Source organism: Salinarimonas sp. NSM (assembly GCF_052380005.1).
Lineage (GTDB): Bacteria > Pseudomonadota > Alphaproteobacteria > Rhizobiales > Beijerinckiaceae > Salinarimonas.
In genome coordinates, this window is the sequence record NZ_JBQTCJ010000088.1 from 1 (window position 1) to 14,734 (window position 14,734).

At 72.2% G+C, this 14,734-nt stretch carries 15 protein-coding genes; 6 read left to right on the forward strand and 9 right to left on the reverse strand.

Features of this window, described 5'->3' with window-relative positions; all coding sequences use genetic code 11:
• Nucleotides 1-185: 185 nt before the first annotated feature.
• The gene (locus tag ACTZWW_RS21385; protein ID WP_444782989.1) at nucleotides 186-1,382 is read right to left on the reverse strand and encodes a glycoside hydrolase family 108 protein; all 1,197 of its coding nucleotides are present in this window, start codon (nucleotides 1,380-1,382) and stop codon (nucleotides 186-188) included.
• A 63-nt stretch (nucleotides 1,383-1,445) separates the two neighbouring features.
• Entirely contained in the window at nucleotides 1,446-1,868 is a 423-nt protein-coding gene (locus tag ACTZWW_RS21390) for a rhodanese-like domain-containing protein (RefSeq protein ID WP_444782990.1), read from the reverse strand.
• A 93-nt stretch (nucleotides 1,869-1,961) separates the two neighbouring features.
• On the opposite strand from ACTZWW_RS21390, the gene ftrA reads away from it, so the two are divergent.
• Nucleotides 1,962-2,981, forward strand: coding sequence for a transcriptional regulator FtrA (gene ftrA, locus ACTZWW_RS21395; RefSeq protein WP_444782991.1), 1,020 nt, complete (start codon nucleotides 1,962-1,964; stop codon nucleotides 2,979-2,981).
• A gap of 71 nt (nucleotides 2,982-3,052) precedes the next feature.
• Nucleotides 3,053-3,736: a DUF3047 domain-containing protein gene (locus ACTZWW_RS21400; protein ID WP_444782992.1), complete on the forward strand. Its 684-nt coding sequence runs from the start codon at nucleotides 3,053-3,055 to the stop codon at nucleotides 3,734-3,736.
• Between the two features lie 7 nt (nucleotides 3,737-3,743).
• Here ACTZWW_RS21400 and ACTZWW_RS21405 read toward each other — a convergent pair whose 3' ends face one another.
• Nucleotides 3,744-4,448 carry an RES family NAD+ phosphorylase gene (locus ACTZWW_RS21405; RefSeq protein WP_444782993.1) on the reverse strand — a complete coding sequence of 235 codons (705 nt, stop codon included), beginning with the start codon at nucleotides 4,446-4,448 and terminating at the stop codon, nucleotides 3,744-3,746.
• Entirely contained in the window at nucleotides 4,445-4,858 is a 414-nt protein-coding gene (locus tag ACTZWW_RS21410; RefSeq protein ID WP_444782994.1) for an MbcA/ParS/Xre antitoxin family protein, read from the reverse strand. Before ACTZWW_RS21410 ends, ACTZWW_RS21405 begins: the two co-directional genes overlap by 4 nt.
• Nucleotides 4,859-4,972: 114 nt before the next feature.
• Here ACTZWW_RS21410 and ACTZWW_RS21415 point away from each other — a divergent pair, with 114 nt between their 5' ends.
• Both ACTZWW_RS21415 and ACTZWW_RS21420 read left to right on the forward strand, forming a co-directional pair.
• Complete coding sequence (locus ACTZWW_RS21415; protein WP_444782995.1) at nucleotides 4,973-5,212, forward strand: type II toxin-antitoxin system ParD family antitoxin; 240 nt, start codon at nucleotides 4,973-4,975, stop codon at nucleotides 5,210-5,212.
• The gene (locus ACTZWW_RS21420; RefSeq protein WP_444782996.1) at nucleotides 5,209-5,508 is read left to right on the forward strand and encodes a type II toxin-antitoxin system RelE/ParE family toxin; all 300 of its coding nucleotides are present in this window, start codon (nucleotides 5,209-5,211) and stop codon (nucleotides 5,506-5,508) included. The genes ACTZWW_RS21415 and ACTZWW_RS21420 overlap by 4 nt, the downstream gene beginning before the upstream one ends.
• 71 nt (nucleotides 5,509-5,579) lie before the next feature.
• Here ACTZWW_RS21420 and rpoD read toward each other — a convergent pair whose 3' ends face one another.
• Both rpoD and dnaG read right to left on the reverse strand, forming a co-directional pair.
• Nucleotides 5,580-7,640: an RNA polymerase sigma factor RpoD gene (gene rpoD, locus ACTZWW_RS21425; RefSeq protein ID WP_444782997.1), complete on the reverse strand. Its 2,061-nt coding sequence runs from the start codon at nucleotides 7,638-7,640 to the stop codon at nucleotides 5,580-5,582.
• A 197-nt stretch (nucleotides 7,641-7,837) separates the two neighbouring features.
• Nucleotides 7,838-9,778, reverse strand: a complete 1,941-nt coding sequence (gene dnaG, locus ACTZWW_RS21430; protein ID WP_444782998.1) for a DNA primase — start codon at nucleotides 9,776-9,778, stop codon at nucleotides 7,838-7,840.
• Between the two features lie 117 nt (nucleotides 9,779-9,895).
• On the opposite strand from dnaG, the gene ACTZWW_RS21435 reads away from it, so the two are divergent.
• Nucleotides 9,896-10,450 (forward strand): nucleotidyltransferase family protein, encoded by a 555-nt coding sequence (locus tag ACTZWW_RS21435; RefSeq protein ID WP_444782999.1) that lies wholly within the window; start codon nucleotides 9,896-9,898, stop codon nucleotides 10,448-10,450.
• Nucleotides 10,450-10,806: a HepT-like ribonuclease domain-containing protein gene (locus ACTZWW_RS21440; protein ID WP_444783000.1), complete on the forward strand. Its 357-nt coding sequence runs from the start codon at nucleotides 10,450-10,452 to the stop codon at nucleotides 10,804-10,806. The genes ACTZWW_RS21435 and ACTZWW_RS21440 overlap by 1 nt, the downstream gene beginning before the upstream one ends.
• A 46-nt stretch (nucleotides 10,807-10,852) precedes the next feature.
• On the opposite strand, the gene ACTZWW_RS21445 is transcribed toward ACTZWW_RS21440, so the two are convergent.
• From ACTZWW_RS21445 to ACTZWW_RS21455, 3 genes are all read right to left on the reverse strand, one after another.
• Entirely contained in the window at nucleotides 10,853-12,199 is a 1,347-nt protein-coding gene (locus tag ACTZWW_RS21445) for an MFS transporter (protein WP_444783001.1), read from the reverse strand.
• Nucleotides 12,200-12,252: 53 nt separating this feature from the next.
• Nucleotides 12,253-13,491, reverse strand: a complete 1,239-nt coding sequence (locus ACTZWW_RS21450) for a class I SAM-dependent methyltransferase (RefSeq protein WP_444783002.1) — start codon at nucleotides 13,489-13,491, stop codon at nucleotides 12,253-12,255.
• Nucleotides 13,492-13,553: 62 nt separating this feature from the next.
• Nucleotides 13,554-14,734, reverse strand: a 1,181-nt coding sequence (locus ACTZWW_RS21455) for an outer membrane beta-barrel protein (RefSeq protein WP_444783003.1), incomplete at its 5' end; no start/stop codon positions are given.

Consider the following 14,734-nt stretch of genomic DNA (forward strand, 5'->3'; position numbering starts at 1 on the left):
CGAGAGCCGACGGCGGCGGACAACGCCGTTTCGCAGAGGAATCCTGTAGGGGAAGACCTGCGCCCTGCCCCGCGGGGTTCGTCGTTCGACCCGACGTGCCGCAGATGTGCGAATCGACTTGCCACGAGGGAGAGGGGAGCGCGCGATCGCGTGCCGTCGGCGCTGCGGCCCGGCCCACAGGCGCCTCACGCCCTCGCCATCGCCAGCGCGTCCTTCTCCACCGTGTTGGTCCGGTTCGTCCAGCCGGTGCCGTAGCGATCCCAGCCGGAGAGGGACTTGTAGTAGGCGATCCGCCCGTCGGCGAAGCGGCGGATCAGGTCGGGGGCGTCCTGGGCGGCGGTGGCGGCGAGCGTCTGCGGGCCCATGACGCCGTCCTGCGTCGTGCCGACCAGGCTCTCGAGCAGCTTCACCGAGCGGCTCGGGCCGGCGTTGACGCCGAAGTCGAACACGCTGAGGTCGACGCCCGCCGGCAGGCCGTCGCACTGCATCGGGTTCCAGTAGCTCGCCCGGTAGATCGCCTTCGCCTCGGTCTCGGTCAGCGCCTTCACGTCGTCGGGCCCCAGGCTCGGGTCCTTGCGCCAGTCGCGCAGGGTGCTCAACGTGATCCCCATGTTGGTGGCGCCGCCGGGATCGCGCGGATCGTCCACGTAGCCGCCCTCGAGCTGGAGCACGATCGTCACGCACGCGTCGAAGCGCCGGTCGGCATCCGCCGTTGCGGACGCCGGCGCGGGTGCCGGCGCCTGCGCCGGCTTCTGCGTCGCCGCCTGGAAGGCCTGCACCGCCGCCTCGATGCGCGCCGAATGCGCGCCGAGCGCGGCGCTCACCTGCCTCGCGCCGCTGCCGGCGGCCTGCGCCTGCAGGGTCGCCGAGATCTGGTCCTTGATGCGCGAGCCGTGCGAGGAGCCCAGCCAGAAGTTCACCACCGTCGCGAAGGCCGCGGTGAGCGCGCCGATCGTGATGTTGATCAGCTGGAGCACCGCGGAATCCGTGGTCAGCGTCGGCTCGCGCACCAGGAGCCAGATCAGCATGACGAAGAAGCCCACCGTCACGATCACCGAGATGATCACCGGCGCGAGCCCCACGGCGTTCCCCGCCTTGGCGAGCTCGGCGAAGGTGGCGCGGGCGCTCTCGGTGTCGGCCAGGTCGTCCGCGCGCCGGTCGCTCTCCGCCTGCGCCGCGATCTGCGCGAGCTTGATGCGCAAGTCCGCGAGCTTCGCCGGGTCCTGCGCCAGCGCGATCTGCGCCGCCTGCGCGTCCGACGTGCCCGCCGCCTCGGCGACCGCCCGGCTCACCGAGGCGGCGACGTCACCGGCCTTGCCTCCCGCGAAGGCCCGTGCGGCGTCGGGCACGAGCTGCAAGGCCAGCGCGATCAGCGGATTCATGACGAGGCCCTCCCAGGTTACGACCCAGGGTAAGCCGACCGACGATCGATTCGGAAGCCCTGCTCACACCTCCACGAGCGTGCCCTGCGCCGTGCCGCCTGCGAGCGGGAAGCCCTCGTCGCGCCAGCCCGTGACGCCGCCGATCATGATCTTCACCGGCCTCCCGAGGCGTGCGAGCGCGAGCGCGGCCTTGTCGGCGCCGTTGCAATGCGGCCCCGCGCAGTAGACGACGAGGAGCGTCGTCGGCGGGATCGCCGCGAGGCGCTCGGCCGAGATCTCGCGCCGCGGCAGATGGCCCGCACCCGGCACGTGGCCGCGGGCGTAGGCGCTCGCGCCGCGCACGTCGAAGAGGGCGAAATCGGCGGTGCCCGCGGCGAGCGCGCCATGGACGTCGTCGCAGTCGGTCTCGAAGGCGAGCTTCGCCGCGTAGTGGCGCTCGGCCTGGTCGGAGGGGGCGGCGGGAACGGCGGTGACCTCGGTCGGCATGGCGTCTGCTCCGGGTGCGTGTGGACCCGGAGCGATCCTCCACCGCCGGCCGCCCGCTTGCGAGCGGCACGATCGCCGACTAGCGTCGAGATCATGCCAAACGCGCGCACCCCCTCCCTCCCGCGTCGCCCCTCCCCGCCCGACAGCCGGCTCGTGGTCGCGCTCGCCTACGACGGCCTGTGCACCTTCGAGTTCGGCGTCGCCGTCGAGATCTTCGGCCTGCCCCGCCCGGAGATGGGCGAGGACTGGTACCGCTTCGCCGTCTGCGCCACCGAGCCCGGGCCGCTGCGCGCCGCCGGCGGCGTGCGGGTCCTGTGCGACGGCGGGCGGGAACTGCTCGAGACGGCCGGGACGATCGTCGTGCCCGGCTGGCGCGGGGTCGACGCGCCCGTGCCGGAGGTGATCCGCGATGCGCTGCGGCGCGCCCACGCCCGCGGGGCGCGGGTGCTCTCGCTGTGCTCGGGCGTCTTCGTGCTGGCCGCCGCCGGCCTGCTCGCCGGGCGCGCCTGCACCACGCACTGGCGCTACGCCCGCGCCCTCGCGGACGCCTACCCGGACCTCGTGGTGCGGCCCGACGTGCTCTACGTCGACGAGGGCTCGATCCTCACCGCCGCCGGCAGCGCAGCGGGCATCGACCTGTGCCTCCACCTGGTCCGCCGGGATTTCGGGGCGGCCGCCGCGAGCAGCGTCGCGCGCCGCCTCGTCGTGCCGCCGCATCGCGAGGGCGGGCAGGCGCAGTTCGTCGAGGCGCCGGTACCCCGCGCCCGCGAGGGCGCGCGGCTCGGCCCGCTGCTCGACGCCGTGCGCGCCTCCCTCGACCGGCCCCACGGCATCGCCGCCATGGCGCGCGCGGCCGGCATGAGCGCGCGCACCTTCCAGCGCCGCTTCGAGGCGACGACGGGCCATCCGCCGGGCGAGTGGCTGGTGCTCGAGCGCCTCGCCCGCGCCCGCGCGCTGCTCGAGACCACCGACGCCGCCCTCGACGACGTCGCCGCCGCCTGCGGCTTCGGCACGCTCGCCACGCTGCGCCACCACTTCCGCACGCGGCTGGCCACGAGCCCCGGCGCCTATCGCCGCCGCTTCCGCGGTCGCGCACCGCTCGCGGCTTCGTGAGCCGATGTCATGAGCCCCGCGCCGGGGTCGCGTCGTAGCTTCGCGCGACGCCGAACCGATCCGGAGCCGCCATGATCCGCAAGACCCTCCTCGCCGCCGCCGCCTTCCTCGCGCTCTGCGCCCCCGCCGCCGGGCAGGTGCCGATCCCCTTCGGCCCGAGCCTCGCGGCCGCCGGCTGGGAGGAGATCGCCTTCCGCGGCATCCCCGCCACCACCTACGCCGCGGAGGGGCCGGACCGCCTCACCGTCGTCGCCGAGCGCAGCTCCTCGGTGCTGGCCGCGCGCGTGCCGGCGGCGGCGCTCGACGCCACCCGCGCCGCCTGGCGCTGGCGCGTCGATGCCGGTCCGCCGCCGACCGATCTCGGCCGACGCGGCGGCGACGACCGCGCGCTCGCGCTCTACTTCGCCTTCGCGCCGGAGGCCGACCGCGCCGCGGCCGAGGCCGGTCGCACGGGGATGCGCTCCCTGCTGCTCTCCGGCCGGGGGCGGCTCCTCGTCTACGTCTTCGGCGGTGACGGCACGCGCGGGGACGTCGTCGAGAACCCCTACACCCGCGGCCGCGGCGTCTACCTCATCCGCCGCCCCGCGGGCGCCCAGACGGGCACCTGGCTCACCGAGGAGGTCGATCTCGCCGCCGACCACCGCGCCGCCTTCGGCGAGGAGCCCGGCGTGCTGGTGGGCATCGCCGTCGCCTCCGACGCGGACGACACCGGCGGGCGCAATGTGGGCGCGATCGAGGGGCTCACGGTGCGGTGAGGGGCGCTCAGCCGGCATCGGGCAGCGGGCGCCAGGCCTCCTCGCCGATGACGAAGTAGCGGGTCACCGCGCGCCCGTCCCAGCGATACTGGAGCGTCCGCGCCTGCGTGACCGGCAGGCGGACGCGATCCGGCCAGAACAGCGCGACCGCGAGCCCCTGCGGGTAGCGCACGCTCGGGTAAAGCACGCCGTCGGCCCCGTCCGCGCGCAGGGTGGCGGCGAGCGTCTGGCCGGCGCGCCAGTCGTCGGGCGCGAGGCAGTCGTCGAAGCCGGTGCGCAGGTCCGCCAGCCTCCCGCCGACCCCGGCGACGAGCTCCCGATGGAGGGCGTCGCCGGACGGCTCGTCCGTCGCCCGCATGAAGCGTGCGAAATGGTGGACGGTCTCCATCAGGGCCACCTCGAACACCGCGCCGCAGTACCAGACGCCGAAGCGTCCGTCCGAGAACCGGCCCGGCCGGTCGGGCGAGCAATGGGTGAACGCCCCCATGACGAGGCTCGCCGTCGGCCCCGACACCCGCCGCTCCGGCGGCACGAGGGAAATCTCCCCGATCTCGTCGCGCACCCGCGGGTTCGTCTTCGCCTCCGCGCGTGCGATGAGGTCCCAGTCGGCCGGATCGGCGATGTCCTCGAACAGCCAGACCGGCGGGTAGATCGTGCGGATGATGCGGTGGCTCGTCGGCCAGTCCACCGCGACGAGGGCCGGCGCCGTCACCAGCCGCCCCGCTCGGCGTCGAGGTAGGCGCGCACGGCCGTGACGTCGCTCGGCGCGCCGGCGAGCATGCGATCGAGCGCCGACCGGCCGCCGAAGGCGACGTTCGGCTTGGCGATCCAGGCATAGCCGCGCGCCGGGTCGGCAAAGAGGTAGCGCAGGGCCTTGTGGATCCCCATCAGGTCGCCGAGCCGCCAGGCGGTGTCGTGCGGGATGGTGCCGATCTCGCCGCGCTTCCAGCGATAGAAAGTCGACGGGCTCGGCTGCCCGAGCAGGATGCGCGCCTGCGCGTCCGACAGCCCCCAGAGCCGAAACAGGTTGAACGCCGCCCGCAGCATGGCGGTGGCTTCCTCCTGCGTGACGGCGGGGGAGCCGGGCGTCTCTTCCGGCATACAAGGCAGAGGCTGCGGCATGAACGGCCCTTTCAATTGGCATAGATTGTAGAGCATTATGCCATACGAGACAAGGCCGCCGCTTGCGACACCGATGCTGCCGAGGCAGGATGAGCCCGTGAGGAGAAACCCGCGATGACCGTTCACAAGACGATCGAGTTCTCCGAGGACGACGCCGCCTTCATCGATGCGGCCGTGGCGGAAGGCCGCTTCGCCTCCCCGTCCGACGCCGTGCGCGAGGCGCTGGCGCTGCTCGCCGACGCGGAGCGGATCAAGGCGTTGCGGGAGGCGATCGCGGAAGGGGAGGCGAGCGGCGAGCCGGAGCCGTTCGACGTGGAGGAGTTCCTCGAGCGCGCGCGCCGGGAAGATCGATGAGCCGGGTCCGCTTTCGGCCGAAAGCGGACCGCGATTTGATGAACATACGGCGATATACAATTGAGAGGTGGGGAGACGCTCAAGCCGAAGACTACGTTCGGTCTATCGCCGCCGTCTTGGAGAGCGAGGCGGCCGGACGTCGCCGGAGCAGACGAACGGACATCGCACCAGAGCTTTGGCGGATGAAGGTCGGCTCCCACATCGCCTACTACCGACGGACCGACGAGTATGTCGACGTCCTGCGCATCATCCACGAACGGATGGATGCGGGCCGGCACCTGCTGAGAGACGCTTGAAGCAAGAACGCGAACGCCCGCGGCTCATCACCCGCGGGCGTCCCCCATCTCCACCGGACCTCACGGCCCAATCAGTTGTCCAGGAAGCTCCGCAGCTTCCGGCTGCGCGAGGGATGCTTCAGCTTCCTGAGCGCCTTCGCCTCGATCTGGCGGATGCGCTCGCGGGTCACCGAGAACTGCTGGCCGACCTCTTCCAGCGTGTGGTCGGTGTTCATGCCGATGCCGAAGCGCATGCGCAGGACGCGCTCCTCGCGGGGCGTGAGCGAGGCGAGCACCCTGGTGGTCGTCTCGCGCAGGTTCGACTGGATCGCGGCGTCGATCGGCAGAATCGCGTTCTTGTCCTCGATGAAGTCGCCCAGGTGCGAATCCTCCTCGTCGCCGATCGGCGTCTCGAGGGAAATCGGCTCCTTGGCGATCTTGAGGACCTTGCGGACCTTCTCGAGCGGCATGGCGAGCTTCTCGGCCAGCTCCTCGGGGGTCGGCTCGCGGCCGATCTCGTGGAGCATCTGGCGCGAGGTGCGCACGATCTTGTTGATCGTCTCGATCATGTGCACGGGGATGCGGATCGTGCGCGCCTGGTCGGCGATCGAGCGGGTGATCGCCTGCCGGATCCACCACGTGGCGTAGGTCGAGAACTTGTAGCCGCGGCGGTACTCGAACTTGTCGACGGCCTTCATCAGGCCGATGTTGCCCTCCTGGATGAGGTCCAGGAACTGCAGGCCGCGGTTGGTGTACTTCTTGGCGATCGAGATCACGAGACGCAGGTTGGCCTCGATCATCTCCTTCTTGGCCTGGCGGGCCTCGCGCTCGCCCTTCTGCACCATGTGCACGATCTTGCGGAACTCGGAGATCTCGAGCCCGGTCTCGGAGGCCAGCGACTGGATCGAGTCGCGCAGCGCGTGGATGTTGTCCTTGCCGTTGGCCGAGAAGTCGCGCCAGCCGCGCCCGCCGAGCTTGGAGACCCGCAGCAGCCACTTCGGGTCCAGCTCGTGGCCCTGGTAGTTGCGCAGGAAGTCCTCGCGTCCGACGCCGTAGCTCTCGGCCAGGCGCATCAGCCGACCCTCGAACGACAGCAGCCGCTTGTTGATGTCGTAGAGCTGCTCCACCAGCGCGTCGATGCGGTTCTGGTTCAGCGACAGCGACTTCACGTCGGCGACGATCTCGTCCTTGAGCTTCTTGTACTTGCGCTCCTGCGAGGGCGTCAGCTGCGAGTTCTGCAGCCGCTGCTCGACGTGCTCCAGCTGAAGCCGGCGAAGCTTCTTGTAGTTGTCGGCGATGTTGTCGAACGTCTCCAGCACGCGCGGCTTGAGCTCGCTCTCCATGGCGGAGAGGGAGACGTTGTTCTCCATGTCGTCGTCGTCGATGTCGCCCTCGGGCGCGCCGGACGGCGGCTCGTGCGGCGCGCCGTTGGGGACGCCCGCGGTCGTGCCGGCGCCGTTGGCGCGCTGCGCCTCCGCGTCCTGGCGGCCCTCGGCCTCGTCGCCGCCCTCGGTCCCGCCGTCCTCGGCGCTGCGATCGGCGCCGCGTCCGTCCGGGTCGGCGTAGGTCGCCTCGAGGTCGATGATGTCGCGCAGGAGCACCCGGCCCTCGACGAGCTCGTCGCGCCAGATGATGATCGCCTGGAAGGTCAGCGGGCTCTCGCACAGTCCCGCGATCATCGCCTCGCGACCGGCCTCGATGCGCTTGGCGATGGCGATCTCGCCCTCGCGCGAGAGCAGCTCGACCGAGCCCATCTCGCGCAGGTACATGCGCACGGGGTCGTCGGTACGGTCGGTCGGCTCCTTCGCGGCCGTCTCGGGACGCGCCACGACGGCGCGGGCCTGCGAAGCCTCGACGAGGTCGCCGCCCTCGGCTTCCTCCTCGGCCTCCTCGCCCTGCTGCTCGCCCTCGGCCTCGTCGCTCTCGACGACGTTGATGCCCATCTCGGAGAGCTGGCCGAGCACGTCCTCGATCTGCTCCGACGAGAACTCGTCGGGCGGCAGAACCGCATTCAGCTCGTCGTAGGTGACCCAGCCGCGCTTGCGCGCGGCCTTGATCATCCGCTTGACGGCCGCATCCGTGAGGTCGAGGAGCGGACCGTCCGACTGCTGCTCGGGAGCCGTGTCGGTCGTTTCAGTCGTCTTCGTCGCCATTGATTATCCTACGCGTCCCGCTCACGCGTCGCGGCCTCGCGCTCCGCGCCGAGCGCCCCTCGGGCATCGGCCATCGAACACGCATCGCCTTTTCGAACCGTTAACCATGGAAACCGCACGCCCCGCGCGACTTCCCGCGTCGTCTTCGTCTCGCCCGTCTCGGCCGCCGCGCCGGAGGGTCTCGTTCTTCGCCGCGCTCACGCGTCGTCGCGCTGGGCCTCGGCGCCCTCGAGAGAGGACAGCTGCGCACGGACCTCGCGCAACCACGCGAGATTCGCCTCGCTGTCGTCCTCGGCGAGAGCCCGCTCGGCCGCCCGAAGCTCGGTATGTAGCGTGTGCGCACGGCGATGCAAGTGGATGGCCTGCCGAACGGCGTCTTCCACGCGCAGGGGGTCCGCGAGCGGGTCGCCGATCCAGCGCAGCCCCGGCACGATGCGCTCGTACACGCTTTCGAGCGTCCGCGAAAGCCCAGCGCGCGCCAGCCGCGCGGCGATCACCTCCGGGGTCGGCGCGTCGTGGCGCGCGGCGCAGTCGACGAGCCCGCGCTGCAGCGCCGTCGCCTCCGGGCTCGCGAAGTCGAGCTCGGCGAGGATGTCGGCCTGTTCCTCGAGCAGCGCGGGGTGGGTGGCGAAGGCGGCGAGGATCGCCGCCTCGCGCGGGTGCGGCGGCTGCGCCTCGCCCTCCCCCGGCGCGAAGAGCCGCGTGCGCAGGAGATGAGGGCTCGGGCGGAAGCCGCTCGGCAGGCGCGCGCCCGCGCGCTCCTCGAAGCGCCCTGCGCGCATCGTCCCTCCCCGGCCGGCGCCACCGCCCCATCCCCGCCCCTGCCCGCCTCCACGCCCCCCCTCGTTTCCGCTCCGCCCGCGCCGCACCGCGCCGAAGACGGCCGCGAGCCGGGTCTCGACATCCTCGCGGAAATAGCGCTGCAGCGTCTCGTCCTTGATCGTGCGCACCGCCGAGAACAGCCGGCGCTCGAGCGCCGCGCGGTGCTCGGGCGTGTCGGTGGGGCCGGCCTCGAGCTCGCGGGCCCAGAGCACCTCGACGAGCGGCAGCGCCGCCGACAGCACCCGCTCGATCGCCGCCGCGCCCCCCGCGCGGGCGAGGTCGTCCGGGTCCTGCCCCTCGGGCAGGATGGCGAAGCGCAGCGACTTGCCCACGGGCAGGTTCGGGAGCGCCACGTCTAGCGCGCGGAAGGCGGCGCGGCGGCCGGCCTTGTCGCCGTCGAAGCACAGGATCGGCTCGTCGGCCATGCGCCACAGGAGGCCGAGCTGCTCCTCGGTGAGCGCCGTGCCGAGCGGCGCCACCGTGTGCGGGAAGCCCGCGGCCGACATGGCGATGACGTCGACGTAGCCCTCGACCGCGACCAACGTGCCGCGATCGTGCGCCGCCTTGCGGGCGGCGTGCGCGTTGTAGAGCATCGCGCCCTTGTGGAAGAGCGGCGTCTCGGGCGAGTTCAGGTACTTCGCCGGCACGTCCGCCTGCAGCGCGCGCCCGCCGAAGGCGACGACGCGCCCGCGCAGGTCCGTGATGGGGAAGATCACCCGGTCGCGGAAGCGGTCGTAGGGGACGTTGACGTCCTCGCCCGTGACGAGGAGCCCCGCCTCCGCCATCAGCTCTGCGGGCACGTCCTTCCCGGCGAGGTGGTCGCGCAGCGCGAAGCGGTCGGAGGGCGCGTAGCCCAGCCGGAAGCGGGCCTGCAGCGCCTCGTCGATGCCGCGGCGCGCGAGGTACTCCCGCGCCTTGCCGCCGCGTCGACCCTTCAGCTCGGCCTCGAAGAAGGCGGCGGCCATCTCCACCACCTCGACGAGACCCGCACGCCGGGTCTCGCGCTCCCGATCGGCTGGGTCGGGCGTCGGCAGCGCGACGCCGGCCTGCGCCGCGAGCCGCTCCACCGCCTCGGGGAAGGAGACGCCCTCGGTCTCCATGAGGAAGCGGAAGATGTCGCCGTGCTTGCCCGACGAGAAGCAATGGTAGAAGCCCTTCTGGTCGTTGACGTAGAAGGACGGCGTCTTCTCGGAGTTGAAGGGCGACAGCGCCTTCCACTCCCGCCCCGCCTTCTTCAGCTGCACGCGCCGCCCCACGACTTCCGAAACGGGAAGCCGGGCACGGATCTCGTCGAGCAGGTCGGGGGGGTAGCGCATGGGGGGAGCATACAGCAGAAAGCGCGGGTGGAGTCATCCGGTGCGCGGCAGGCCGCGCGTATTGCGCGCGGGCGCGAGAATCTGTATTTTACAGACTTTCCGAGCCAGGAGGCTCCCATGGCCGTCGTCACCGCCGCCGATCTGCAGAGGCGCTCCGCCGAGGTCCAGCGCACGGCCTCGCGCGAGCCGGTCTTCATCACCCACCACGACACGCCGCGCTATGCGCTGCTGAGCCTGGAGGACCTCGTGCGGACGGGCGCGCATCGGGCGCTGGTGGCGCGCGAGACGCTGCCGGAAGACGTCAAGCGTCGGCTGGCCGAGCTCGCCGATGAGATCGACATGGCCCCCCAGGCGCTCGCCCCCTCGCCCGCGGTGCCGCACTTGGGCTGGGTTCGCAGGGTCGTGGTGCAGCACGCGGACGCTCTGCGCGCGATCGGCGTCGAGGGGCTGTGGGTTTTCGGCTCGGTTGCCCGCGGCGAGCCGACGGAGGCGAGCGACGTCGACGTGGTCGTCGCATTCCGTGCGGACATGGTCGTCAGCCTCCTCGACATCGGGCGCGTCGGCTACGACCTGACGGAATGGCTCGGTCGCCGGGTCGACGTCACGCGCTGGGAGGAGCTCCCTCCGGACGTCGAGGTCCGCCTGCGCGCGGAAGCCGTTCGCGTGCTCTGATGGCGCGCTCGGTTGCGGATCTCATCGCCGACATCGAGGCGGCGTGCGCAGCCGCTATCGGGATTGCGGGCGGTCTCGATGCCGAGGGAATCGCACGGCTGGCGGAGCAGGACGACGTGCGCTTCCGGGCGCTGAAGAATGCGCTCACCGAGATCGGCGAGGCGATCAGGATGTTGCGGCCGGCTTTCCTGGACCGTCACCCGGAGGTTCCGTGGCGCTCCTACATCGGATTGCGCAACGTCGTGACGCACCAGTACTTCGGCTTGAACGCGGCCGTCCTGAGCTCCGTCGTGAACCGCGACCTGCCGGAGCTGCATCGTCTGTTGAAGCAGCTTCTCGCGAGCGACGATCGTTGAGAGACATCCGCGCGGCGTGCCATTCGCGCCGGCGACGACACCCTCGTCACCGCGACCCGCTCGAGCGGGCCGCGTCGGGTCCGGCCCGGGATCGGCCGTCCGCCTCCGTTCCGGGCTCCTCCCGTGCACCGCTCGTGTCCGGCCCCGCGCCCTGCTCCTGCTGCTGTTCCACCGCCCACGCCCCCGCCGCCTCCACCGCCACCGGCGAGGTCGTCGGCACGACGCCGAGGTAGCTCGCGGTCTCCTCGACGGGCACGATCGCGCGCTGCGTCATGCGGTAGAGGGCGTAGAGCGCCATCAGCCCGAAGGTCGCCCCGAGCACGAGCCAGAACGCGAACGGGCCCAGCCCCTCCATCGCCCAGCCGGTGACGAGCGGACCCGCGATCGCGCCGAGCCCGAAGACGAACACGAGGGCGCCCGAGGCGGCGGGCATCTCGTCGGCGGAGAGGAAGTCGTTGGTGTAGGCGAGGAGCAGCGCGTAGAGCGGCGTCGTCACCCCGCCCGCCAGGAACGCCGCACCCATCAGGAGCCACGGCGCGCCGCCGCCGACGAAGCCCAGCGCACACGACCCGGCGCCGAGCGTGGCGGCGGCGAGGATCAGCTTGCGCCGGTCCATCTGGTCCGAGAGCCAACCGATCGGGTACTGCAGCACCAGCGCGCCGGCGAAAAGCATGGCGACGAAGAGCGCGATCTGGGGGGCGCCGAGCCCGATCTGGCTGCCGAACACCGCGCCCATGCCCGACTGCGTCGCATACACCGTGCCGAGCAGGAAGATGCCGACCGTGCCGAGCGGCGAGCCCGAGAAGAGCGCGCGCAGCGGCATCGGCCGCGCGACCTCCACCACCGGGGCCGGGGCGACGGACAGGAGGATCGGCGCGAAGGAGATCGAGACGAGGATCGAGGCGCCGATGAAGAGCACCGACGTTCCCGCATCCCCGAGCATCAAGAGCCCCTGCGCCCCGATGATGCCGAGCGTCTGGGCAATCATGTAGGCGGAGAGCAGCTTGCCGCGGGTCTCATTGGTCGCGGCGTTGTTGAGCCAGCTCTCCGCGGCCACGTAGATGCCCGACATGCAGAAGCCGATGAGGATGCGCAGCAGCGTCCAGGCCCAGGGCTCGGCGAGCAGCGGGAACGAGATCAGAGCCGCCGACATGAAGCTGCCCAGCGCCGCGAACACCCGCACGTGCCCCACCCGGCGGATCAGCACCGGCGTGTAGCGCGCACCCGAGAGAAAGCCCAAGAAGTAGCCCGAGGTGACGATGGCGAGCTCGGCCGCGGAGAAGTCCTCGATCCCGCCCCGCAGCCCGATGAGCGTGAAGTGCATGCCGTTGCCCAGCATGATCAGCACGATGCCGAGCAGGAGCGCCCAGACGCCCGAGAAGACCTGAAGCATGAACCGCCTCTTCCCGGCCCGAAGGGCCGTTCGCGTGGCCGGCGGCGGCGGCCTCAGGCCCCCGCCCCCTCCTCCGCCGCCCGCAGCCGGCGCTCCTCGTCCAGCACGTAGTCCCGCCGGACGGGGACCGCGTCGCGGGTATGGGCGACGAGGAGCTGGAACACCATGTTCGAGCCGTCGAGGAAGCCGAGCTCGACGGCGGCGAGGTAGAACTCCCACATCCGCGCGAAACGCTCGCCCATCTGCGCGACGACCTCGGCCCGCGCCGCCTCGAAGCGCTCGCGCCAGGCCTTGATGGTCCAGTAGTAGTGCAGCCGCAGGATCTCGCAGTCGGCCACCCACAGGCGGGTGCGCTCGGTGGACGCGAACACCTCCGAGAGCGCCGGCACGTAGCCGCCGGGGAAGACGTACTTGCGGATGAAGGGCGCGGTCGAGCCCGGCGGGGACATCCGCCCGATGGCGTGGACGAGCGCGAAGCCGCCGGGCTCGAGCAGGCGCCCGACCGCGGTGAAGTAGTCGTCGAAATGCGCGACGCCCACGTGCTCCATCATGCCCACCGACACGACCCGGTCGAAGCGGCCCTCGAGCTCGCGGTAGTCCTGCTCGACGAAGATGATACGGTCGGCCGCGCCGGCGGCCTCGGCCCGCTCGCGGGAGGCGGCGAGCTGCTCCGGGCTGACGTTGATCGCCGTCACCCGCGCGCCGCAGACCTGCGCGAGGTAGATCGCGAGCCCGCCCCAGCCCGATCCGATCTCGGCGACCCGCATGCCGGGCACGAGCTTCAGCTTGGCGGCGACGTGGCGGAACTTGGCGAGCTGGGCGTCCTCGAGGCTCTGCTCGGGGTGCTCGAAATAGGCGCAGGAATAGGCCATCCGCGCGTCGAGCCAGAGCCGGTAGAAGGAGGCGGGATGGTCGTAGTGGGAGCTGGCGTTCTTCGCCGCGCGCCCGAGCGGGTTGGCCTGGTGCACGCCGCGCAGCGCCTTCCAGGAGCGGCGCAGCACCTGCTGGACGGGATGGCTGCCGAGCCCCGCGCGGTTCACCGAGAACAGCCGCAGCAGGTCGAAGACCCCCGAGCCCGCCTCGAAGACGAGCCGCCCGTCCATGTAGGCCTCGGCGGCGCGAAGCTCGGGATTGAGGAAGATCTCGCGCTCGACCGCCGCGTCCGTGAAGCGGATGGTCACGTCCGGACCGCCCTCTCCCGATCCGAACGCATGGCGCGCGCCGCGATGGTCGATCACCGTGAGGCGGCCGTCGCGCACGAAGCGCGTCAGCAGGTGGGACAGGAGCTTCATGGCTCGGCGCGCCTCCCCGCGAGGCCTCGAGCTTCGCCGAAGCGCAGGCCGCTTGGCAACCCTCAGCGGGCGATTCGCAGCCCGATCAGCGCCACGTCGGCGACGTAGTCCGCGCCCACGGCTGTCGACTCGAGCCGCTCGTGCGTGTAGCGGCCGGTGAGCGCGAGCGCGCGGTTGAGCCGCCACTCGGCACCGGCGCTGGCCGTGAGCAGCTCCTCCGAGAGCGTGCTGCCGGGGTAGTCCGTGCGCGCGAGCGTCAGCGCCGCGTCGAGGATCACGTTGCGACGTACGGCATGCGAGACCGCGAGGCCGGCGCGGCGGGCCTCGGCGGCGCGCGCGCCGGCGACCGTCGTCTCGGCGAGACGGCTCTCGCCGGAGAGCGTCACCGTGGTGAGCGGCGTCGGAGTCCAGACGAGCCGCGCCTCGGCGACGGTCCCGTCGACCTCGCGCCGGGCGGCGTCCTCGTAGGACCGCACCTGCCAGCCGGCCGAGACCTCGCCCGCGAGGAGCCGCGTGATCTCCACCGATGCGCCGACGCGGCCCGTGCGCCCGATCGAATCGCGGTCCGTCCCCGCCTCGTCGTAGCGGCGCCGGTCGATCTCGGCCTCGACGAAGGGCACGAGGCGCGGCGATATCTCCCAGCCGACGCGCAGGGCCGCGCTCGTCTCGGTGACGTCCTCCCCGGAGCGGTCGAGCCGCGTGCCGTCGAGCCGCGTCGCGTCGTCGTTCACCGTGCGCGAGACGCCGCCGCGCAGGCCGAGCGCGAGCCGGTTGAAACGGGTGTCGAAGGCTGCGCTGGCAGCCAGCGTCGACGTCTGCGGTCCGTCGGCGACGTCCCCGGGAAGCTCGGGTGAGCCGGTCCGCTCCGTCGCGGTGGCGGCGCTCGCGCCGAGCGTCAGCGGGCTGTCGCGGCCGATGTCGAGACGAAGCCCGATGTCCGCGGCGCCCCCGAAGCGCGGCTCCGGGTCGCCGCCGCGATAAGCGTCCCAGGTGCCGCGGGCGGAGCCGGTCAGCGCATGACGCGACCAGTCGCTCTCGAGCGTCACCACGCCCTCGGTGCGCGAGAGCGCACGGCCCTTGGCGCCGGCATCGACCCGCTCCGGATTGCTGTCCCAGCCGAGCGACTGCGTCAGCGCCGGGCGCAGCGTCAGCGCGCCGGCGCGGATGCCGAGCGGCGCGTAGGGGTCCTCGTCCGGCGCGGCGCGCGGCGCGACGGCCGGCGCCGGCGGGCTCGGCGCGAGGC